21 protein-coding genes and 2 pseudogenes are annotated in these 21,714 nt (G+C 64.1%); 12 read left to right on the top strand and 11 right to left on the bottom strand.

The window, feature by feature from the left end:
* Window positions 1-55: 55 nt before the first annotated feature.
* Window positions 56-388: an ArsR/SmtB family transcription factor gene (locus N0Q91_RS12515; protein ID WP_275596547.1), complete on the bottom strand. Its 333-nt coding sequence runs from the start codon at window positions 386-388 to the stop codon at window positions 56-58.
* A gap of 51 nt (window positions 389-439) precedes the next feature.
* On the opposite strand from N0Q91_RS12515, the gene N0Q91_RS12510 reads away from it, so the two are divergent.
* The gene (locus N0Q91_RS12510; RefSeq protein WP_018094610.1) at window positions 440-922 is read left to right on the top strand and encodes an SRPBCC domain-containing protein; all 483 of its coding nucleotides are present in this window, start codon (window positions 440-442) and stop codon (window positions 920-922) included.
* A gap of 9 nt (window positions 923-931) precedes the next feature.
* A complete protein-coding gene (locus N0Q91_RS12505; RefSeq protein WP_275596546.1) occupies window positions 932-1,294 on the top strand; it encodes a hypothetical protein in 363 nt (120 codons plus the stop codon).
* Window positions 1,295-1,404: 110 nt separating this feature from the next.
* On the opposite strand, the gene N0Q91_RS12500 is transcribed toward N0Q91_RS12505, so the two are convergent.
* Complete coding sequence (locus N0Q91_RS12500; RefSeq protein ID WP_275596545.1) at window positions 1,405-2,145, bottom strand: L,D-transpeptidase; 741 nt, start codon at window positions 2,143-2,145, stop codon at window positions 1,405-1,407.
* A gap of 223 nt (window positions 2,146-2,368) precedes the next feature.
* Between N0Q91_RS12500 and recO the strand changes: the two genes are divergently transcribed.
* A complete protein-coding gene (gene recO, locus N0Q91_RS12495) occupies window positions 2,369-3,112 on the top strand; it encodes a DNA repair protein RecO (protein ID WP_100672265.1) in 744 nt (247 codons plus the stop codon).
* A gap of 113 nt (window positions 3,113-3,225) precedes the next feature.
* Here the strand turns inward: recO and N0Q91_RS12490 are convergent, their stop codons facing one another.
* A complete protein-coding gene (locus tag N0Q91_RS12490) occupies window positions 3,226-5,229 on the bottom strand; it encodes a PhoX family protein (protein WP_275596544.1) in 2,004 nt (667 codons plus the stop codon).
* A 242-nt stretch (window positions 5,230-5,471) separates the two neighbouring features.
* On the opposite strand from N0Q91_RS12490, the gene N0Q91_RS12485 reads away from it, so the two are divergent.
* The 8 genes and pseudogenes from N0Q91_RS12485 to N0Q91_RS12450 all read left to right on the top strand — a co-directional run bounded on the left by N0Q91_RS12485 (window position 5,472) and on the right by N0Q91_RS12450 (window position 15,658).
* On the top strand, window positions 5,472-8,228 hold the full coding sequence (locus tag N0Q91_RS12485) for a DUF2339 domain-containing protein (RefSeq protein WP_275598125.1): 2,757 nt from the start codon (window positions 5,472-5,474) through the stop codon (window positions 8,226-8,228).
* Window positions 8,225-8,880 (top strand): annotated as a pseudogene (locus N0Q91_RS12480) (HD domain-containing protein). The gene N0Q91_RS12485 and the pseudogene N0Q91_RS12480 overlap by 4 nt, the downstream one beginning before the upstream one ends.
* 78 nt (window positions 8,881-8,958) lie before the next feature.
* A pseudogene (locus N0Q91_RS12475) lies at window positions 8,959-9,800 on the top strand (MOSC domain-containing protein).
* A gap of 137 nt (window positions 9,801-9,937) precedes the next feature.
* Complete coding sequence (locus N0Q91_RS12470; protein WP_275596543.1) at window positions 9,938-11,176, top strand: MFS transporter; 1,239 nt, start codon at window positions 9,938-9,940, stop codon at window positions 11,174-11,176.
* A 184-nt stretch (window positions 11,177-11,360) separates the two neighbouring features.
* On the top strand, window positions 11,361-12,440 hold the full coding sequence (gene nadA / locus N0Q91_RS12465; protein WP_275596542.1) for a quinolinate synthase NadA: 1,080 nt from the start codon (window positions 11,361-11,363) through the stop codon (window positions 12,438-12,440).
* Between the two features lie 49 nt (window positions 12,441-12,489).
* Entirely contained in the window at window positions 12,490-14,088 is a 1,599-nt protein-coding gene (locus N0Q91_RS12460) for an L-aspartate oxidase (RefSeq protein ID WP_275596541.1), read from the top strand.
* A gap of 49 nt (window positions 14,089-14,137) precedes the next feature.
* Window positions 14,138-15,037 carry a carboxylating nicotinate-nucleotide diphosphorylase gene (gene nadC, locus N0Q91_RS12455; RefSeq protein WP_275596540.1) on the top strand — a complete coding sequence of 300 codons (900 nt, stop codon included), beginning with the start codon at window positions 14,138-14,140 and terminating at the stop codon, window positions 15,035-15,037.
* Between the two features lie 102 nt (window positions 15,038-15,139).
* Entirely contained in the window at window positions 15,140-15,658 is a 519-nt protein-coding gene (locus N0Q91_RS12450; protein WP_100672078.1) for a superoxide dismutase family protein, read from the top strand.
* Window positions 15,659-15,712: 54 nt separating this feature from the next.
* On the opposite strand, the gene N0Q91_RS12445 is transcribed toward N0Q91_RS12450, so the two are convergent.
* The 8 genes from N0Q91_RS12445 to N0Q91_RS12410 form a co-directional block, all read right to left on the bottom strand.
* Window positions 15,713-16,717: an NUDIX hydrolase gene (locus N0Q91_RS12445; protein WP_275596539.1), complete on the bottom strand. Its 1,005-nt coding sequence runs from the start codon at window positions 16,715-16,717 to the stop codon at window positions 15,713-15,715.
* The gene (locus tag N0Q91_RS12440) at window positions 16,671-17,204 is read right to left on the bottom strand and encodes a tyrosine phosphatase family protein (protein ID WP_275596538.1); all 534 of its coding nucleotides are present in this window, start codon (window positions 17,202-17,204) and stop codon (window positions 16,671-16,673) included. The genes N0Q91_RS12445 and N0Q91_RS12440 overlap by 47 nt, the downstream gene beginning before the upstream one ends.
* A 2-nt stretch (window positions 17,205-17,206) precedes the next feature.
* Complete coding sequence (locus N0Q91_RS12435) at window positions 17,207-17,815, bottom strand: YfbR-like 5'-deoxynucleotidase (RefSeq protein WP_028012012.1); 609 nt, start codon at window positions 17,813-17,815, stop codon at window positions 17,207-17,209.
* Complete coding sequence (gene ygfZ, locus N0Q91_RS12430) at window positions 17,812-18,660, bottom strand: CAF17-like 4Fe-4S cluster assembly/insertion protein YgfZ (RefSeq protein WP_275596537.1); 849 nt, start codon at window positions 18,658-18,660, stop codon at window positions 17,812-17,814. Before ygfZ ends, N0Q91_RS12435 begins: the two co-directional genes overlap by 4 nt.
* A gap of 109 nt (window positions 18,661-18,769) precedes the next feature.
* Entirely contained in the window at window positions 18,770-19,516 is a 747-nt protein-coding gene (locus tag N0Q91_RS12425) for a hypothetical protein (protein ID WP_275596536.1), read from the bottom strand.
* Window positions 19,517-19,531: 15 nt separating this feature from the next.
* Entirely contained in the window at window positions 19,532-19,801 is a 270-nt protein-coding gene (locus tag N0Q91_RS12420; protein WP_010969047.1) for a hypothetical protein, read from the bottom strand.
* A gap of 157 nt (window positions 19,802-19,958) precedes the next feature.
* The gene (locus N0Q91_RS12415) at window positions 19,959-20,396 is read right to left on the bottom strand and encodes a TIGR02301 family protein (RefSeq protein WP_100672084.1); all 438 of its coding nucleotides are present in this window, start codon (window positions 20,394-20,396) and stop codon (window positions 19,959-19,961) included.
* Window positions 20,393-20,857 (bottom strand): NUDIX hydrolase, encoded by a 465-nt coding sequence (locus tag N0Q91_RS12410; RefSeq protein WP_275596535.1) that lies wholly within the window; start codon window positions 20,855-20,857, stop codon window positions 20,393-20,395. Before N0Q91_RS12410 ends, N0Q91_RS12415 begins: the two co-directional genes overlap by 4 nt.
* On the opposite strand from N0Q91_RS12410, the gene N0Q91_RS12405 reads away from it, so the two are divergent.
* The gene (locus tag N0Q91_RS12405; RefSeq protein ID WP_201269669.1) at window positions 20,856-21,686 is read left to right on the top strand and encodes an SOS response-associated peptidase; all 831 of its coding nucleotides are present in this window, start codon (window positions 20,856-20,858) and stop codon (window positions 21,684-21,686) included. The genes N0Q91_RS12410 and N0Q91_RS12405 overlap by 2 nt on opposite strands.
* The last annotated feature ends 28 nt before the right edge of the window (window positions 21,687-21,714 follow it).

Here is a 21,714-nt window from a genome sequence, read left to right as displayed (position 1 = left end):
TTGCCCCACTCCACAGTTCATACGCAGAAAGCCGGCCGATGAAAAGTCAATTCCGTCACTCGCGGGGCTGGTCGAGCTCACGTTGGAGGGCTGTCAGAACGGACATTGCGTGGCCGGCATACTGACTGATCCAACGATCGTGAATGGCACGGATGGGCAAGGCGTTCAGGTGGTTCCACCGCTCGCGGCCCTCGCGCCTGGCGAGAACGAGATCGGCCTCCTCCAGAACCTTCAGGTGCTGCATCACCGTGCAGCGATCCAGGTTCGGGAAGAGCTCGCAGAGCATGCCCGTCGTTTGCGGTTTCTCCTTCAGCGCGTCGAGCATCCGTCGCCGCAGGCCGTTCGCCAGCGCTTTGAAAACCGCATCGTCTTTCGAATCGTTTGACATGTTATGTTTTTATAACATATTATCCACCGATACAATCGTGAGGAGGACGTCATGGCATTCGAATTTCGTGTGAATGGACGTATTGCCCGTCCCGTCGAGCAGGTCTTCGACGCGGTGGTAAACCCGGATCAGCTCAGCCGCTATTTCGTAACGCTCGGCGGCATCAGCGGACCGCTGGTTGCCGGCACCACCGTGACGTGGTGGGGCGAGGTTCCCATCAAGGTCGAGGCAGTGGAGCCTAACGAGCGGATCGTCTTTTGCTGGGATGCCATGACCGGTGAGGGCGAGTCTCCCTACCAGACGCGGGTTGAAATGCGCTTTCAGTCGCTCGACGACGGCGCCACCATGGTGACGATCGCCGAGAGCGGCTGGCGGGAAAACGAACAGGGGCAGAAGAGCTCCTATCTCAATTGCGAGGGCTGGTCGCAGATGCTCGCCTGCATGAAGGCCTGGGTCGAATATGGCATCAATTTGCGGGAGGGCTATTATGTGAGCGAACTCTCCGGCAAGCCGGCACTCGAGCCGCAACTGTAGGAGGGGGCGATGTCCACCGAAATCAAGGGCGGTATCAACATCGCCATGAAAGTTCCGAGCCATCAATACCAAGCGGTGATCGCCTTCTACCGCGACGTCGTCGGTCTCGCGCCTTTCGACGAAAAGGCACCGGCGAAAGGCTTCGTTCTCGGCCCCAATCGTTTGTGGATAGACGAAGCGCCGCATTACAGCCAGGCGGAAATATGGCTGGAACTCTTTACCGAAGATCACGAGGCAGCCCTCGATCGTCTCGCAGCGCACAAGGTCGTGCGCTGCGACCAGGTCGAGGAACTGGGCGAGGGCTTCCGCGGCGGATGGATCATGAACCCCGCCAATATCGTGCACCTCGTGCGCGAGCCGGATGCCTGGTAAGCGAGTGAGAGCATTTCAACGTGTTTCATGGAAACACTGAAATGCTCTAAGCGTTTGATCCAACGCGCTTCCGGGCGGAAAACCGTTTACTCACTTTTCCTGGAAGTGCTCTAGAAGGAAAGCGACCCGCTGCCGTCGGCGGCGGTCGACATCGGTGCATCCATCGGCTGGCTCATCGGCGGTTCCGCCTGGAGCACGACGACGCGCGAGCCTTCCGGCACGCGGCTGTAAAGGTCGATGATATCCGGGTTGAACAGGCGGATGCAGCCGCTCGAGACCGCCTTGCCGATCGACCAGGCCTCCGTGGTGCCGTGGATGCGGAACAGCGTGTCGCGGTTTCCCTGGTAGAGATAGAGCGCGCGCGGTCCGAGCGGATTGCGCAGGCCGGGGTCCATGCCTCCCGCGAGCGGTCCGTAGCGCTCGGGTTCGCGCGCGACCATGTCGGATGTCGGCGTCCAGCGCGGCCATTCCGCCTTGCGGCCGACGCGCGCCTCGCCCTCGAATTCCAGCCCGGCCTTGCCGACGCCGATGCCGTAACGAAGCGCCATGCCTCCGCCCTGCACGAGATAGAGAAAGCGGTTTTCCGTGTCGATCACGACAGTACCCGGCGGCTCATGCGTGACGTAAGGCACCTGTTGCCGCAGAAAACGCGGTTCGACCTTGCTGATGTCGGTGGCCGGAAGCGGAAACGTCTCATCCGGCTTCGCCCCATACATTGCCACGAAATAGGGATCCGGCCCTTTCGGCCGGACCGGCTGGTTGCTGCTCACGCAACCCGCCAGCGCGGCGGAGAGGGCCAAAGCGGCGCAAAGCTGCATCAGACGGCTGGCGCGATTCCCGGACACACACATAGTCGAATTGTTCCTGCTGACTTTCATTCTTGAGGAGGCACGTCTAAGACCTCGCAACCCGCATTGAAAGGCGTCGCAATGCGGCAAAAACGACAATAGATTTGCGGCGCACGGCAAGTGTAGCGGAAAGGCTACAGTTTGTTTCCGCCGCACCGGACAAGGCTCGAAACCGGGCGCGTTTCTTCGCTTGCTCCGGTTTCGGCGGCGGGTGTATGCCTTTTTCATGCAATGGAGCGATGAAGCCATAATTCTCGGCATCCGGCGGCATGGCGAGAGCTCTGTCATCGCGGAGGTGATGACGCCCGGGCACGGGCGGCATCTCGGGCTCGTGCGCTCGGGCCGCTCGCGTGCGATGCAGCCGGTGCTGCAGCCGGGCAATTCCGTGGAGGTGAGCTGGCGGGCGAGGCTGGACGAGCATCTCGGCGAATTCCGCGTCGAGCCGCTGCAATTGCGCGCGGCGAGGCTGATCGAGACGGCGACTTCCGTCTACGGAATTCAGGCGATCGGCGCACTCTTGCGGCTCCTGCCGGAGCGCGACCCGCATCCCCATCTCTACGAGGCGCTCGCCGTCATCGTCGATCACCTCCAGGACCCGGCAGATGCCGGCGAATTGTTCGTGCGCTTCGAACTCGCGGTGCTGAACGATCTCGGCTTCGGCCTGGATCTTTCTCAATGTGGGGCGACGGGTGCGCAAAGCGACCTTGTCTTCGTATCGCCGAAATCGGGCCGCGCGATCTGCCGCGAAGCGGGTGCCCCTTACGCCGACCGCATGCTCGCCCTCCCGGACTTCCTATCGGGAGGAAGCAGAGCTGCCGATCACGAAAGCCTTGCCGCCGCCTTCCGCCTTACCGCCTATTTCCTCAACCGCCATGTTTACGAGCCGCGGGGCGTCGACGCCGCGTCGGCGCGGGACGGGTTCGTCCATGCGACGCTGAAGGCGCTGAAGGCCGCATCGTCGGAGGCTTGAGCGTTTTTGAGAAGGCGACCGCGGTGGCGACGGGTGGCGGATGCCTTTTTCTCCCATCCCTGTGACGGGCACAGGGATGGGAGGTCGCAGAGGGTGTGGCGCTCCGAAACGCTTCAGCCGATCTTGCCGCCACCCTGCTTGGTGACGGCGACGACGGCCGGGCGCACCGGCATGTCGTCGCGGAAATCCGGCCAGCGCGTCGCCGGCTTCTCGTAGGTTGCGAGACCGGCATCGCCCGGGTGCTGAACCGCGAGGAAGAAGGTGTCGCTCGTCGGGTTGAAGCTCGGGCCGCACATTTCGGCACCGACCGGCACCCGGAAGAACAGCTTCGAGGTGCCGCGGTCTTCGCCTTCCGTCTCCACGGCCCAGACGCCGTCCGTGCGCCCCGTGTCCTTTTCGTTGTTGCCATCGGTCGAGACCCAGAGACGGCCATCGGCGTCGATGGCGCAATTGTCCGGCATGCCGAACCAGCCGTTCCTGGTTGTGGCGGTGGAGAAGGAGGCACCGACCTCGGCGACGCTCGGATCGCCGCACTTCAGGAGGACGTCCCAGCGGGATTTCGTCGAGGCGAAATCGCCGTCGGTTTCCGAAATTTCGACGATGTGGCCGAAGGCGTTCTTGGCGCGCGGATTGGCGGCGTCGATCTCGTCCTCCTTGCGCTTCGTGTTGTTGGTCAGCATCACATAGACCTTGCCGGTCTTCGGATTGGGCTGAACGTCTTCCGGCCGGTCCATCTTGGTCGCGCCGAGCGCATCGGCGGCAAAACGGGTGTCGATCAGCACGTCGGCCTGGGAGGCGAAGCCGTTCTCGGCCGTCAGCGGCCCTTCGCCGTGGACGAGAGGCATCCAGGTGACCGTGCCGTCCTCGTCGAACTTCGCCACGTAGAGCGTGCCTTCGTCGAAGAGATCCATGTTCGCCGCTCGGTCGTCCGGGTTGTAAGTGCCTTTCGTCACGAACTTGTAGACATAATCGTAGCGTTCGTCGTCGCCGCTGTAGAGGACGACGCGGCCATCCCTGTTGACGATCGACTCGCAGCCCTCGTGCTTGAAGCGTCCGATCGCGGTGCGCTTCTTCGGGACGGAGGTGGGGTCCAGCGGGTCGACCTCGACCACCCAGCCGAAGCGGTTGGCTTCGTTCGGCTCCTTGGATACGTCGAAGCGGTCGTAGAATTTCGACCATTCATACTGCCCGCCCGGCGCGCCGACACGCTTCATCTGCTTGAATTCCGGATGATCCTCGGCGAGTTCGCCGCCGAAATAGCCGTTGAAATTTTCCTCGGCCATCATGTAGGTGCCCCAGGCGGTGACGCCGCCGGCGCAATTGTTGATGGTGCCGAAGACCTTCCTTCCGGTCGGATCCGATGGGGTCTTGACCCGCTCGTGGCCGGCAACAGGGCCGGAAAGCTGCATCTCGGTCGTGGCCGTGATGCGGCGGTTGTACTTGCCGTCGAGGACCGGCTGCCATTTCCCGTCGACCTTGCGGATTTCGATGACGGTGCCGCCATGGGCGGCCATTTCGATATCGACGAGGTCCTTGGTGTACTCGCCGAGCACGACCTTGTCCTCCTCCTTGCCGTCCTCCGTCACCTTTTCGACGCGGGCGAAGTTCGGGAACATGATCTCGGCATTGGTGTATTCGTGGTTGACGACCAGCAGGCCGTGGTCCGGATTGCCTTCGAGCGGAATGAAGCCGACATAGTCGTTGTTGTAGCCGAACTGCCGGCTCTGGGCTTCGGCTGTCTGGTTCAGCGGGTCGAATTCCGGGCTGTCGGCAAAGACCTTGTCGCCCCAGCGCAGCAGGATGTCGGCGTCGTAACCCTCGGCAACATGATGGGTCTCGTCGACACCGGCTTCGATCTCCTTGAAGGCGAATCGCGACGCTTCGCCGTTTGCCCGCGCTTCGTCAGCCGTCAGCAGGGCGAGGGGGCTGACCGTTGTGGATATGGCAGCCACGGCCAGAGAGCCGCCGATGAACGACCGGCGCGAGAAGCGGCGATTGATGATGTCGCCCATGGTCGGGTTGGTGGAACAGTTATGACCGACGTCTTCCAGTTCTTCCCTGCGCTCCGTCAGCGTCTTGAATTCGGTTTCTTCGGCAAGGCCGAGATATTTGTCCATGGCAATTCTCCCCATTGAGACGGTAGACGCGCCCGATCTCCCGGGCGTCCCGGTCTCGCTTTATCAGCGAGTTCATGACAGCTCTGCGACAATTGGATGAAGAGATTGCTGCAGAGGGTCGCGATGCCGCGACGCTCCCCACGGCTCCATAAATCCGCGGATATCTTCCGCAGGATATTTTCGGCGCCCGTTTCGCGCTAACGTTGTCCGAATCGATCCTGATCGTGATGCCGGGGGAACTGATGCTCGAGGCCATAGCTCTTCTAGCCTTCGTGATGGCGCTCGTTGCTTTCCTCGGCGGCCGCCGGACGGCCGAGCGCCTTGACCGTGAAATCGAGAGCCTGAAGGCGGAGATCGCGCGGCTCGGGAGAGAGTCGACGGAACAGGGCTCCCCGGATATCGAATCCGTGAGGACTGAGGCTGACGTTGCGAAGGCTGCCGAGCCCGAGGCGATGGCCGACGGTCCATGGGCGCGGGCGCGGCAGGACGCTCACACCGTTGCTGACGAAACCAGGGGTGCTGCCGAAAGCCTCGACGAGGAGGCCGCGCCACCGGCGGTACCCTCGGCTGCGGCAGCGCGGACCGAGAGCCTGGAGAGCCGGATCGGCGGGAGGTGGCCGGTCTGGGTCGGGGGGCTCGCCTTGGCGCTCGGCGGCTATTTCCTCGTGCAGTATTCGATCGATGCCGGCTTGCTGAGCCCCACGGTCCGCTTGACCCTCGCCGCTCTCTTCGGGGTCGCGCTCGGAGCAACAGGCGAGGTGATCCGCCGGCGCGCCGTGCCTGCTGTCGCGGACCGCTTCCGCAACGCGATGATACCGGGCGTTCTGACCGCTGCCGGCGCCGTCACCCTGTTTGGCGTCGTCTATGCCGCCTATGGCATCTACGGCTTCATCGGCACTGCAGCCGCTTTCATTCTGCTGGCGGTGATTTCGCTTGCGACGGTGGGGCTGTCGCTGCTGCACGGTCAGGCATTTGCCGGCCTCGGTCTTCTCGCATCGCTTCTGACGCCCCTGTTCGTCTCCAGCGGAGAGCCGCGCCCCTGGGTGTTGTTCGGCTTCCTTGCGGCCGCATGGCTCGCCACGCTTGCCGCGTCGCGTCTGCGCCGCTGGTCGGTCGTTCCGACGCTTGCCAATGCCGGCCTCGGCCTCTGGGGCCTTGCCTATGTAGCGCTCGCGACGCCTTTCGAGGCGCCTCCGGTTACCTTCGCGCTCCTGGTGATGATCGCCGGTGTCGCACTGATCTGGCCGGGCCTCGGCGACCGGGACGCGGAGCCGAGCGGAGCGCCGGCGGCGGGCGCCTGGGAGCGGCTCTTCAAGCCGCCCCGACTTGCCATCTCCATCTCGGCGGCGATCGTCGCAGCCGTTCTCGCGCTGCTGTTCATCAGCCCGACCGTCGACGCCCAGCGTTTCCCGGTGACCGAATTCGTGGTCGTCGTCGCGGCGCTTGCCGCTGCAGGCTCCTTGCGTCCAAACGCGGTCTATGGGGCACTGCTCGCCGCCTTCGGTGCCATCGCAGGCACCTGGAGCTTGACTGCGCTCAGTGGTGTTCTGTCCTATCTCGATCCGTCTTTGGCCGATTTGCCGCCCGAGATCGTCGTCCCTGGCCGCACGGCCATGCTGAGCGCCATGATACTTTCGGCGCTCTTCGTCCTCTTCGGCGCCCTCGTGCTTGCCCGGCGCCCGGCGGGGAATCGGCCATTCGTCGTTCTTTGGGCAGGTCTCGCCGCGGCAGTGCCAAATGCGCTTCTGGCCATGTCGTTCCTGATGACGGGCAATTTCACCTTCGACCTGCCGCATGGCCTCGCCGCCTTCGCCGGCGGGCTGTTCCTTCTCGCGCTGGTCGAATGGCTCGATCGCCGCGGCACAGAGGCGGGGGAAGCCGACGTTCCCGGCGGTCTGCTGGCGCTCGGCTCCTTCGGTCTTCTCGTCATCGGGCTTCACGCCTGGACCGACGGCCTGGTGACGACACTGGCGATCGCCTTCCTCGGGGCCGCATACAGCTTCGCGACGCGTCTTCGCTCCTGGCCGGTTCTTCCCTGGGTGACGGTCGCCGGCGCGGTCGTCGTTCTCGCGCGGATCGCCTGGGAGCCGACGATCGTCGGGCCGGGCAGCCTCGGAACGGTGCCGGTCTTCAATGCGCTGCTCCCGGGCTACGGCATCCCGGCGCTGTTGCTCGTCGCCTCCGCCTATTTCCTGAGGACCTTGCCGGATGTGCGGGTGCGCAACCTGCTGCAGGCGCTGGCGAGCCTTTTCGTCCTTCTGACGGTCGCGATCCTCGTTCGCCACGCGATGAACCGCGGCGTGCTCGACAGTTCCGTCCCGACACTCGGTGAGCAGGCGATCTACACGCTTCTCGCGATCGGCGCCTCCGGGATATTCATGACCCTCGACGGGAGGTCGCCGAGTCCGGTGTTCCGCTATGGCGGCATGGCGCTCGGGGTCCTGTCGATGCTTTCCGTGCTTGCCGCCCACCTCGTCGGCCTGAACCCGTATTTCAGCGGCGAACTGCTTGGAAGCGTTCCCTTCTTCGATCTGCTCCTCATCGGGTATCTGCTCCCCGCCATCGGCTATGCGGGGCTTGCCCGGTATGCGCGGGGCCGTCGCCCGCTGCCCTATGTGGCGGCGCTCGCCGTCAGTGGCGCCGTTCTCGCCTTCGCCTGGGCGAGCCTCAGTGTGCGCCGTTTCTGGCAAGGGCAGAACGTCGCCGATTGGAAGGGCTTCCTGCAGGGTGAGACCTACACCTATTCGGTGGTCTGGCTGGTTCTCGGCGTGCTGCTTCTCGTGGTCGGCTCACGCATGAATGCCAAGAGCATCCGTATCGCCTCGGCGGTGCTGGTCTTCATCGCCGTGCTCAAGGTATTCCTGGTCGACATGTCCAATCTCGAAGGCTTTCTGCGGGCGCTGTCCTTCATCGGCCTGGGGGCGGTACTGATCGGTATCGGGCTCTTCTACCAGAAGATATTGTCGAGCAGCGCTGGCAACGGGGCTCACCGCGCATGAGCCGACTTCCTGCACTCGCGGCCGCCTTCGCACCCCATGACCGGCTCGCCGGCGAACTCCTCCCGCATGCCTTCGCCGCGGACGATGGTTCCCATGACGCCTCGCATCTCATCCGAGTCTGGAAAAACGCTCTCCGCATCCAGTCGGAGGAGGGTGGCAACACCCGCCTGCTGGCCGCCGCCGTGCTGCTGCACGACTGCGTGTCGGTCGAGAAAATTCCCCACGGCGTGCAGCGGCTTCTCGGCTGGCGGCCGAAAAGGCGTCCGAAATCCTCGAGAGGCTCGGCTGGAGTGCGGCCGATATCACATCCGTCGCCCACGCCGTTCTGACACACAGCTTTTCGGCCAATCTGCCGCCGGAAACGCTGGAGGCGCAGATCCTGCAGGATGCCGATCGGCTCGATGCCATCGGCATGGTCGGCGCTGCCCGCTGCTTTTACATCGCCGGGCGCATGAACAGCGCGCTTTATGATCCCCTCGATCCCCTGGCCGAAGCCCGGCCGCTCGACGACAAGGCTTTCGCGATCGACCATTTCGAGGCGAAGCTCTTCCGCCTGGCGAAGGATTTCCAGACCGCGGCGGGGCGGCGGCTGGCCGTCGAGCGGCAGGAGCGGCTTCGCGGCGTGCTTGCCATGATGCTGGATGAAATCTAAAAGCTTCAATGGGTTGGCACGTCCCGGTGAATCAGATTGGCAACGGCCTGAACCGATTTCTGAATTCGGAAAATTGACATGCAAGTGACCGGCCTGAACATCCATCCCCTGAAGAGCGGTCGCGCGGTGCCGCAAACGGCCGTTACCGTCAATCTCGATGGGCTCGCCGGCGACCGGCGCTTCATGCTGGTCGCGCCCGACGGACATTTTATCACACAGCGCGAGCTGCAGGCGCTTGCGCAGGTGGAGGCGGAGCATGTCGCCGGCGGTGTGCGCCTGCGGATGAACGGCAAGGAGCTTTCCGTTCGCTTCGACCCGAATGACCGCCTCGATGTCCGGGTCTGGTCGAGCGACGTCAATGCGGCTGTCGCCGGGGGTGCTGCAAACGACATGCTGTCCGGCTGGTTCGGCCGCCCCGTCAAGCTCGTCCGCATGGACGATGAGGCCGAGCGCTTCGTCGGCGCCGAATGGGCGGGAGCGGCGGCCCCCGTCGCATTCGCCGACGGCTTCCCGGTTCTGATTACGACAACGGGCTCGCTCGCCGACCTCAACCGCACCCTGATGGAAAAGGGGCAGGAGCCGGTCGGCATGGAGCGCTTCCGCACCAATATCGTCATCGATTGCGACGAGGCCTGGGCCGAGGACTTCTGGGAGAGCCTGGAGATTGCCGGGATTACCTTCGATCTCGTAAAGCCCTGCGCCCGGTGCATCATGACGACGCAGGATCAGACGACCGGCGAACGCGTCGGCGGCAACCCGATCCAGGGTCTTTCGGTAAAGCGCATGTCTGCGGACCGGCGCGTGCCCGGCGTGCTGTTCGGCTGGAACGCCGTGCCGCGGGGGAGGGCATTGTCAGGCTCGGCGACGCGGTCAAGGTCCTCCGCCGTCGCGAGGAGCGCTGGCCGATGAAGGTGCGCTGAGCCGGCTTAAAACGCGGCCGTGCGAAAACGTGCGAGCGGCCGGCGCATCAATTCCTGTGATGCCACGCTCAATATAATTGGTTTCCCCCGGGCGCGCCGCCGCCATAGGATGGCCCCTCATCATCAGGAGCTTGCCCATGTCTGCCATTTCTCCCGCAGTCACCCGTCCGGCGGAGCGCAGCGGCCTGCCGTGGCTCATCATCGTCGCCGGCTCCATCATCGCGATGCTGACCTTCGGTCCGCGTTCCGCCATGGGGTTCTTCCAGCTGCCGATGCTTGCCGAGAAGGGTTGGGACCGGACGACCTTCGGGCTGGCAATGGCGTTTCAAAATCTCTGTTGGGGCCTTGGCCAGCCGTTCTTCGGCGCGATCGCCGACAAGTTCGGCACCTGGCGCGTGCTCGCGCTCTCCGGCCTCGTCTATGCCGCGGGACTGATCCTGATGGCCTTCGCGGATGCGCCGATCTGGCTGCATATCGGCGGCGGCGTACTGGTCGGGCTGGGCGTTGCGTCGGGTTCCTTCGGCATCGTGCTTTCCGCCTTTGCCCGCAACGTCGCGCCCGAGCAGCGCTCGCTCGCCTTCGGCATAGGCACCGCAGCCGGCTCGGCCGGCATGTTCCTGTTCGCGCCGCTGAGCCAAGGCCTCATCTCCGCCTATGGCTGGTCCGACAGCCTCGTCTATCTCGGCCTCATGATGCTGCTCGTTCCGCTCTTTGCGATTCCGCTGCGCGGCAATGCCTCCTCCGGGCGCCAGTCGGAGGCATTGTTCAAGCAGACAGTCGGGGAAGCGCTCAAGGAAGCGCTCGGGCACAAGAGCTATCTTCTGCTCGTCTCGGGTTTCTTCGTCTGCGGCTATCAGGTCGCTTTCATCACCGCGCATTTTCCGGCCTATATCGGCGATATCGGAATCGACGCCCGCTATGCGGTAATCGCGCTCGCGTTGATCGGCTTCTTCAACATCATCGGCTCTTTCTCGGCCGGCATCATCGGCCAGCGTTATTCGAAACCCTATTTCCTGGCGCTGATCTATCTGGCCCGTTCAGTCGTCGTCTCGGCCTTCCTGCTGCTGCCGCAAACGCCGACATCGGTCATCGTCTTCGCGGTCGCCATGGGGCTCCTGTGGCTCTCGACGGTGCCGCCGACCAACGGACTGGTGGCGATCATGTTCGGCACGCGGCATCTCGGCCTGCTCGGCGGCATCGTGTTCCTGTCGCACCAGATCGGTTCATTCCTCGGCGTATGGATGGGCGGCTATCTCTACGACCAGTTCGGATCCTACGATCCGGTCTGGTGGGTGGGCGTCGCGCTAGGAGTGTTCGCGGCCATCGTGCACTGGCCGATCGAGGAGCGTGCCGTCGCCCGCCCGGCAATGGCCTGATCGCCAAAATGTCGCGATGCGCCCGTGCGATATGCGGGCGTGTCGTTTCCACCCTGCGCGCTTGAAATCTGTCACAAAACTTTCTAAATCAGTTCCGGCGGCTCAGCCGCTTTTGTTTTGATCTAATTATGCTCATTTTGAGCATAATTAGAAATTGCCGGAAACGGCGAGAGAGGAGAGCCCGATGACCACTCTTGACCTTCGCAAGGAAGCGGCGCCCGCTCCGGCCTTCGCAAGCGCTGCGGCACGCTTCGGCGTCATCGAAAAGCCGGATCTCGCCTTCACCCCGGCTATCGCGCGCGAGACCGAGCACCTTTACGAAAAGGTCAAGGACTTCATTCCTGCGTTCGAGTGGGCGGCATATGCGCCTTACGTTCATGCGATCAACCGGCTGAAGAAGGAACGCAACGCGGTCATCCTGGCCCACAATTACCAGACGCCGGACATCTTTCACTGCGTGGCGGACATCGTCGGCGATTCGCTCCAGCTTGCGCGCGACGCTGCCAAGGTCGACGCGGAGATCATTATCCAGTGCGGCGTGCACTTCATGGCCGAGACGTCGAAGCTGCTCAATCCGGAAAAAACCGTGCTCATTCCGGATGCGAGAGCAGGTTGCTCGCTTTCGGACTCGATCACCGGAGCGGATGTGCGGCTCCTCAGGGAACGCTATCCGGGCGTGCCGGTCGTCACCTATGTCAACACCTCGGCCGACGTAAAGGCGGAAACCGACATCTGCTGCACCTCCTCCAACGTGCTGGCAGTAGTCGAAAGCCTCGAGTCCGACACCGTGCTCTGCATCCCGGACGAGTATCTGGCGATGAACGTGGCGCGCCAGACGAATAAGAAGATCCTGACCTGGAAAGGTCATTGCGAGGTGCACGAGCGCTTCACGGCAGCCGAACTGCTGGCTTACAAGGAAGCCAATCCCGGCATCGAGATCGTCGGCCATCCGGAATGCCACCCCGATGTCATCGCCGTCTGCGATTTCTCCGGTTCCACCTCGGGCATGATCAATTACGTCAAGGACAAGCGGCCGCAACGGGTGCTGCTGGTGACGGAATGCTCGATGGCCTCGAATATCCAGGCGGAGGTCAAGGGCGTCGATTTCGTCAAGCCGTGCAACCTGTGTCCGCACATGAAGCGCATCACGCTGCCGAAGATCCTCGACAGCCTGCTCGACATGACGGAAGAGGTTCTGGTCGATCCGGCGACCGCCGACCGCGCGCGGCTGGCGGTCGAGCGCATGGTGAACCTCAAGCAGTGATCAATGCCGGGGCAAACCCGGCGCAGGCCCGTGGAGGAGTTATCGAGCCATGCTGACCGACCATTTCCGCCCGCAGTCCTTCAACGGAATCGATGACATCGTCATCGTCGGCGGCGGCCTTGCCGGGCTTTTCTGCGCGCTGAAACTGGCGCCGCGTCCCGTTACGATCCTTGCCGCCGCACCGATCGGCTACGGCGCCTCCTCGGCCTGGGCGCAAGGCGGCATCGCCGCCGCGATGAGCAGGGGCGATACATTCGAGAAGCATGTCGCCGACACGGTTGCGGCCGGTGCCGGTATCGTCGACGAGAAGATGACGCGCATGATGGTCGCAGAGGGCCCGGCCCGCATCCACGATCTGCTCGAATTCGGGGTGCCCTTCGACCGCGACCTGGAGGGGAAGCTCCTGCTTTCGCGGGAAGCCGCGCACTCCGAGCGGCGCATCGTCCGCGTCAAGGGCGACATGGCCGGCAAGTCGATCATGGAGGCGCTCATTGCCGCGGTGCGCAATACTCCGTCGATCCGGGTGATCGAGGGCTATGTGGTCGAGGAACTGGTGCGCGAGGGCCGGTTCATCTCCGGTGTGATCGCGCGGCCGGATGCCGGCCAGTCGAAGAGCCGCGTTTCCTTCCCGGCGCGCGCCGTCGTTCTTTGCTCGGGCGGTGTCGGCCATCTCTATGCGGTCACCACCAATCCATGGGAAGCATGCGGCCAGGGCGTCGGCATGGCGGCGCGGGCGGGCGCCATCATTGCCGATCCCGAGTTCGTCCAGTTTCATCCGACCGCGATAGACATCGGCAAGGACCCGGCGCCGCTTGCGACCGAGGCGTTGCGCGGAGATGGCGCCACCCTGGTGAACTCGCAAGGCCGTCGTTTCATGCTCGACATCCATCCCGATGGAGAGCTCGCGCCGCGCGATATCGTTTCGCGTGGGGTCTTTGCGGAAGTCCAGGCCGGACGCGGCGCCTTCCTCGATTGCACAAAGGCCGTCGGCAGGCATTTTCCTGAGATGTTCCCGACCGTCTACGCCTCATGCATGGCAGCGGGCATCGATCCGGTCAGACAGCCAATCCCCGTCACGCCTGCCGTGCACTACCACATGGGCGGCGTGCTGACGGACGGGGAGGGGCGTACCTCCATCGACGGCCTCTGGGCGGCGGGCGAAGTGACATCGACCGGCGTTCACGGCGCGAACCGTCTTGCCTCGAATTCGCTGCTGGAGGCGGTCGTCTTCGCGGCGCGGATCGCGGAAAATATCAAGGGCAGCTTGCCGGCCCCGAAGCTGACTGCCTGGGGCGACAATGCCGGCGAGAACGACGATCCCGTGACGGTCGAGGACAGCCCGCCTTTCAAGGTGCTGCGGCAATTGATGAGCGATTGCGTCGGGGTCGTGCGTACGCGCGAAAGCCTGACCCGGGCGATCCGGGGGATTGCGGAACTCGAGAGGGCGAACAAGCGCCTGCGCTTCGCCAATATCGTCACCACGGCCAAGCTCATCGCGATCGCCGCCCTGCAACGGACGGAAAGCCGCGGCGGTCATTTTCGGGCCGATTGCCCGGACGAGCGGCCGGAATGGCGGCGCCGGACCTATCTGACGCTTGCCCAGGCGGAGCGTCTGGCCGCGGACGTGGCCGAGAGCGAGCCGGCATGAGGGCGGCAAACGCAAAATTAGAAGCTACTCCAACCGCAGGAACGACATAATGACCGCCCTTCGCCCGGAACTGCCCGCTCTCATGGTCGAGGAGCAGGTGAAAGCGGCCCTTCTGGAAGATCTCGGCCGGGCCGGTGACATCACCACCCTCTCGACGATCGGGCCTGAGCGGACAGCCGCCGCGAATATGAGCGTGCGCGAAGCGGGCGTGGTTGCCGGGCTGGAACTGGCGCGAACCGCCTTCCGCCTGGTCGACCCGTCGATCTGCTTCGAGGCGCTCGCTGCGGACGGCGACCGGGTGGCGCCAGGTACGACGATTGCGCGAATTTCCGGCCGTGCCCGAGGACTCCTTTCGGCCGAGCGGGTGGCGCTCAACTTTCTCATGCATCTCTCGGGGGTCGCGACCTACACGGCAACGTTCGCCGATGAGATCGCCCATACGGGCGCCAAGGTCTGCTGCACGCGCAAGACGATCCCCGGCCTTCGCGCGCTCGAAAAATACGCCGTTCGCCTCGGCGGCGGCTCCAATCATCGTTACGGCCTCGACGACGCGGTGCTGATCAAGGATAACCACATCGCCGTTTCCGGCGGTGTTGCCGGCGCCGTCCGCGCCGCGCGAGCCTATTGCGGCCATCTCGTCAAGGTCGAGGTCGAAGTCGACGGTCTCGCCCAGTTGCGCGAGGCGCTGACCGCCTCGCCGGACGTGGTCCTGCTCGACAATATGGGGCCGGAACTGCTCCGCGAGGCCGTCGCGATCAACGCGGCACATTGGGAACTGTCCGCCGCTTCCTATGCCGGTGACCTGCGCCGCACCAGGCTGGAGGCGTCGGGAAACGTTAAGATCGAAACCATTCGGGCAATCGCCGAAACGGGCGTCGACTACATTTCGACATCGAAGATCACGATGGCCGCACCGACGCTCGACATCGGTCTGGACGTGTCGATTTAGCTCAATTCGCCGGATCACTGCAACTCAGCCGCGTTTTTGCGGAACGACCCCGGCAGCCGCGCGTTGTCTTCTATCGACCCGCGAGTGAGAGGGAGAACTCCGATGATGAGAACGATGATCGCGATCGCCTGTGCGGCAGGCATGGCGGGTGCCGCTTCGGCACAACAATCCTCGCAAACGGCGACGGCCGAGTTCGTGGGCAAGGACGGCACCGACATCGGGCGGGCCACTTTGACGGCAGGTGGCAAGGGCGTGCTGATCGAGATGGAGATAAGCGGCCTGCCGAAGGATACCTGGGTCGCTTTTCACGCTCACGAAATGGGACGCTGCGATCCCAAGGACGGGTTCGAGTCGGCGGGAAAGCATTTTGCCGGCGAGGATGAAAATTCCGAGCACGGCTTCCTCGCTTCCAATGGCCCGCATGCCGGCGACATGCCCAACCAGTATGTCGGCGCCGATGGCATCCTGCGCGCCCAGGTCTTCAACAGCTTCGTGTCTCTCGACGACAAGGCCACCGCCCTTCGCGGCCGGGCCCTGGTGATCCACATGCATTCGGACGACAACCGCAGTCAGCCCTCCGGCGATGCCGGCGACCGGCTGGCCTGCGCGGTGGTGAAATAGTGCATCTCGCCCGGTGCGCCGCGGGTTTGGCAAAACACAAACGCGGTGTAAGGATCAGCGGCCGCCGACCTTGAGGCCGGGCGCGGGCCGCTCGTCGAGGATTTGGCGGCGGAAGCGGAAGAGTGCGGCCGGACGGCCACCGGTGGATGCCAGGGTCTCTCCCGTCGGCTCGACGAGCTCCGCTCCTTCGACCAGCCGGCGGAAGTTCTGCTTGTGGAGATGGCGGCCTGAAATCGCCTCGACGGTTGCCTGCAGATCCGTAAGGGTGAATGCCGGCGGCATCAGCTCGAAGACCACCGGCCGGTATTTGAGCTTGCCGCGCAGTCTCGCGACAGCGGTCGCGACGATCCGGCGATGGTCGTGGCGCATAGCCAGCCCTGCCGCCGGATTTTCCGGATCGCGGCAATGGCCGTCGATCACGGCCTCGCGCACCAAACCCGCCTCATAGAGCAATTCGTAGCGCTCCAGCACGCGCTCTTCGTCCCAGGGAAAATCGTCAAGGCCGAAGGCGAGGCGTACTCGTGAACGACGCTGCGCCGAGGCCGGCTTTTCGTCGCCGGACTCCCAGCGAACAAGCGCCGGCAGGATGGTCTGGTCGAGTATCGCGGGACGTCCGAGACGCCAGTCTTCCCAGGGCAGATAGCCGTACCAGTCGCGCCAATGGGCGCCCGCTTCGGCCAGCCTCTCGTTGTTCTCGGCGTCGGTGCGCGTCAGCGCCAGGTAGCCGACGGACACCATGTGCTTGCCTTCCTCGCCAGGCAGACGCTGGCGCCCGCGGTCGCCGAAGGTGTAGAGCTGCTCGATATAGCCGAGCTTGAGCGCCGTACGCTTCTCGACGCGCGCCCGCAGGCTTGCCTCGAAAGTGCGGTGGCGGGCCGGATCGAAGGGGCCGAAGGGCAGGCTGTCGCGAGCGTCCCCGTCCGCCTCGCTGACGGCGAGGATGCGCGGGCTGCGGCTGACGACCGCGACGATCACGGCATTGAGCCCGATCTCGACCGTGACCGGCTGCGCTTCACCCGGCATGTTGCACGTCTTGCAGGGGCAGGATGAACGGAGCATTGCCGTCGGCATCCGCGCCGCGGCCGATGGCTCGCACTGCGGCGACGAGCGCACCTTTGCGCGACAACGCCCGGTCGCCGATTTCCACGAGCCGCGCATTCGGCGTCGCATAGGGCGAGGCAAGCCGGAGGCGCTTCGCGAGCGCGTGGTCGTCTTGGTCCGGTTCGACGGCGAGTGCGGCGATCAGCGCGGCCGCAGGCGAGCGGGAGACGCCCATCCAGCAATGTATGAGCATCGGCCGCGTCCGGTCCCATTTGCGGGCGAAATCGATGATTCGATGAACGTGTTCTTCCTGCGGCGCAATCAGGTCGCCCGTTCCGGCGAAGCTGATGTCGTTGACGCCGATCGTCAGATGCTTCGCATGGTCGATGACGGCTGGGCGATGAAAATTCTGACCCTTCGCAAGCAGGCTCAGCATTTCGCGGCAGCCGTGCCGGACGGCCATTTCCGCGATGCGCTGAAGCGGCGAGACGACGATTGCCGTCATGGTCACGCCTCCTGTCTCGCCTTGGCGCGTTCGGACTCCAGCGCATTGAAGCGCGTGGCGAAGAGCCGCTGCGCCTCGACCGCGGGCAGAGGGTCGATCAGCAACGTCTCGCGGGTGATGCCGCGCGGCTGACCGAAGAACTTTCGGGCCTCCTCTGCGGAAAAGCCGGCAAGTTCCGTCGCTTCGAAATAGGCCGCGATACGGTCGGCCTTCTTGATCCGCTCCTTGAGTTCCCGGGGCGTATGTGCCGGAAGCCCGAAGCGCAGGTGGACCGCATTCTCCAGGCGCTTCTCCACGGTCTTGTAGCCGCCGCCGACGACGGCCTTGAACGGCGAGATCATGTCGCCGATGACGTATTCCGGCGCGTCGTGAAGCAGGGCCATCAGGCAATCCTGGGCATCGCAGCGATTGGTGCGGCGGAAAATCTCCTCGACAACGAGACTGTGCTGGGCAACGGAGAAGGCGTGGTCGCCGGAAGTCTGCCCGTTCCAACGCGCCACGCGGGCGAGTCCGTGGGCGATATCGGAAAGCTCGACGTCGAGCGGTGAGGGGTCGAGAAGATCGAGCCGCCGCCCGGAAAGCATACGCTGCCACGCACGCGCACTCATCATGCGCTCGCCTCGCCTGCCTCGCCCGGAAAGACGAGCCCCGTCCAGGCGGGGAGCGTGAGGGTAAGGCGCACATCGCCTGCAAGAATGGCCTCACCCTTGGCGATCGCTTCGCCTGCCTTGTCGACCCTGACGATCGCCAGGCCGTCCCGATCCAGTACGGTGCCGAGTGAACCGATCGGCCGTCCGTTGACGGAAATGTTGGTTCCGCTCGGCGGCAGCGTCGCCTCGCCGGCGACGATGACGAGGCGGCGTCGCGCAGTGCCTCGGTGCTGCATGCGCGAAACGACTTCCTGCCCGACATAGCAGCCCTTGCGGAAGGAAAGGCCGCCGTTCATGTCCATGAGAACATCATGCGGAAAGGCATCTTGCAGGTCGTAGTCGCGGCCGGCAACGGCGATGCCCGCCGCGATTCTGAGCCGGTCCAGATCGGCGACGCCCGCTTCCGCTGCAGGCATGTCGCGATAGAGGCGGAAAGCGGAAATGCCCGCCTTCTCGAACCGATGATCGCGATAGCTCTCGGCCGGCGCATCTTCTCCGAATACGACCGTGACCGGCGCCGGCGAATTGAGCGACAGCTCCACTGCCGATCGCAACTTGTACATCGTCAGGCGCTTGACGAGCGCTTCGGCTTGATCCTCCGTCGTCTCCAGACGCAACGCTTCGCCGTCGCGGGAGATCAGGAAATCGAAAAGGATCTTGCCCTGCGGCGTCAGCAGCGCGCCGGGCCTGACCTCGTTCGGGGTCAACGAGGCGATATCCGTCGTGATCAGCGTCTGAAGAAGGGTCTCCGCGTCCTTTCCGGAGACACGAATGATTGCGCGGCCGTCGAGGCAAACCATTGGCATATGTCGAGTCCTATTCTCTATTCCGAAGAGGTAGGATGTCTGCCGGGGAAGGGCAAGCACGCCCGAGCGGGAACCGCCAGCATTTCCGTCTCTCCGGCAAGAGACGCGCTCAATCGCCCGCGACGAAGAACTTCCACTTTCCATCCGGCGTGATGCCGACGCGGTAGAAATTGTAGGTGCCGAACTCTTCCATCCCGGCGAAATCGCCGGCGGTCACCAGTCGGAAGAGGTCGACCTTTTCCGGGGCGGTCAGCGACGAGAGCGGCTTCTCGGCGAAATAGGGCCAGACATAGGCCTCCTCGGGAGTACCCTTGTCCGCAAGCACGAAGCCCGTCGACATGACGTCGAGGAGGATGGCCAGAATTTCGATGCCGTCCTGGTCGCCGGAAAGACTTTTGAGTGCGGCAATCGGGTCGTCTTCCCCGGCGGTGGCGGTAACCTGGGTCTGGGTGGGGCCCTTGCCGAGCAGCGGGCGCAACCGCTCGATGTCACCCGAAGCCGCGGCCTCGACGATCAGTTCGCGCATGCGTGCGACCGGCACCGGGATCTTCGAAACATCCGTCAGGACCTCGACAGGCTCCACAACGTCAGGCGCGGCGATCTCATCGTCCTTCGACTCGACGGCCGTCCTGTCGACGAGAGGGTCTGGCATCGGAATTTCGAGGGGGGCCCGTTCTTCCGGCGCGGACTCTTCGGCCTCGTCGCCTGGGGCTGCGTTCTGTTCGCCGGCAATGGGGGCAGGGGCGCCCTGAAACTCACTGAGCGCGAACGCGGGCGCAGGGGGCATCGTCGCACTCGCCAGCAGCAACACGACAAGACCAACCGGGAGGGCCCGGTTTGCAGGGTTCCGGTTCATCGGGCAGTCCTGATGTTACTGAATCGTCCGCTCTGGCGAGAATTCTCCGGCGAGCATGCGCTCGCGAAGCGAATTAAGCATTGCCTCGGCACCTTCTTCGCCATGAAGCCGAACGGTTTCGCGCATGGCCAGCGCAATCGCCGCATCGGCGATGATTTCGGGCTCGATGCCGTCGGCCATGCCATCCGCCCAAGCCTCGTTCTGGTGCTCGAGCGCCGCCTGCATCTTCTCGTGGACGATCATGTCGTCGATGTCTGTCAGGCTTGGTTCCATCATTCGTTCCATGCGGCTTCCATTACGTGCACTGGCTAACCTAACGCCTATCCGCTGAACCGCAACTGAACGGGCAGACAGGCCGGCTACTTCTTATCACTCTCTTAACAAACTTAGCAGCCTTTTCCCGAAACGACACGGGGTCAGGGAAAAAGAGGTTAATATCTTCCTAATTTCCAAAGCGGGCGACGATTTCCGAAACGAGTGTTGCACCTTCGGCACGGTAGCGTTCTTCCGCGAGCGTCGCGGGCTCCGTACACCTGGTATAGACCGAGGCGAAGGTCCGATAGCCCCGGTTGAAAGCCGCGGTTATGCGCTCGCGCCGTTTCGGCTCTCCTGCCGCCTCCTTGTCGATCAGTTCCTGCGTGGAGCGGCGCCAGCCGTCCTCGGGCTGGTCGAGACAGAGATTGCGCAGATAATGCACCGAGCCGAGAATTTCGGCGAGGCGGATCAGCCGCCGGTCGTAAGGGGTCGGCTTTTCCTCCTGCGCCGGAGAGGGAGCGGCCGTCTGCTGGGCAGGCTGCTTTTCCTGAGCCGCCACGCCCGCGGCGGTGGCGAGGAGAATGCCTGTAAGCAACAGTCTGAACGGGAGCCGTTTATCGGTCATGCGCCCCTCAAATCCGAACTGACGCCGGTCGCCGACTCAGGAATACGCCTTGGCCCGCCGGCAGCCAGCTTTTCCACGCAGTCGCGCACGCTTTCCGGAATGGGCAAGGTCAAAATTTCCTCCGGTGTGAACCAGCCAACGCCGGCGGCATCATCGCAGGCGATCGCGACCAAATCAGGATCGGCCTGGACGGTGAAGACCGAGAGCAGGAAGTGACGCTCCTGCGGGCCTATACCGGGCAGGTCATAGATTTCGAAGAGCACGGGATCGCGGGCGCTGATGCCCGTTTCCTCGGCGAGTTCGCGCAATGCCGTCTGCGCCGGCGTCTCCCCGGGCTCCGCCCTGCCGCCGGGAAAAGCGTACATGTCGGCTGACGGCGGATTGGCCCGCCGGACAAGAAGATAGCGGCCGTTCCGTTCGAGAATGGCGGAGGAGGCGCGCTCGGGTTGCTTCGTAATCATGGAATCGAAAATCACCTTGGTCGTTGACCCATACTACGTGAAGTGCCACATCGATGTCATGTGCGGACGTTTTGCGCTTACGGCAACGCCGGAGGAATTGCTGGAACTGTTTGGCCTGCTTGAAGCGGAGGGTTTTCCTGCGCGCTTCAACATCGCGCCGACGCAGCCGATAGTCGTTATCGTGGCCTCCGATCGGCCGGAACCGGGCAGCAACCTGCCGGAACGCAAGGCTGTGCTCGTCCGTTGGGGTTTCACGCCAGGCTGGGTCAAGGACCCGCGCAAGTTTCCGCTGCTCATCAACGCTCGGGCCGAAACCGCGATCGGCAAGGCCGCCTTCCGCGCCGCAATGCGCCATCGCCGTGTGCTGGTGCCGGCGTCCGGTTTTTACGAATGGCGCCGCCCCGTCAAGGGCAGCCGGGAGGCCTCGCAAGCCTTTTGGGTCCGGCCGAAAAAGGGCGGGATCGTGGCCTTTGCCGGGCTCATGGAGACGTGGTCTTCCGCCGACGGTTCGGAGGTCGACACCGCGGCGATCCTCACCACCGATGCGAACGGCGCCGTCAGTCACATCCATGACCGCATGCCGGTCGTGATCCAGCCCGAAGACTTTTCCCGTTGGCTCGATTGCAAGAGCCAGGAACCTCGCGAGGTGGCCGACCTCATGGTGCCGGCGGCGGAGGATTATTTCGAAGCAATCCCCGTGTCGGACAAGGTCAACAAGGTCGCCAACACCGGCCCTGAGCTCCAGGACGAGGTCACGCCGATAGCGCCGGTCCCGAAGAGGGGGCGCTCCGACGACCGGGATGATGGCGGGCAGATGTCGTTGTTTTGAGCCATGGACCGCCCCTCATCCGGCCTGC

The organism is Sinorhizobium prairiense (genome assembly GCF_029201645.2).
Taxonomy (GTDB): Bacteria; Pseudomonadota; Alphaproteobacteria; order Rhizobiales; family Rhizobiaceae; genus Sinorhizobium; species Sinorhizobium meliloti_A.
Note: the sequence above shows the minus strand (reverse complement) of the source record. Positions and strands in the feature narration are given on the sequence as shown.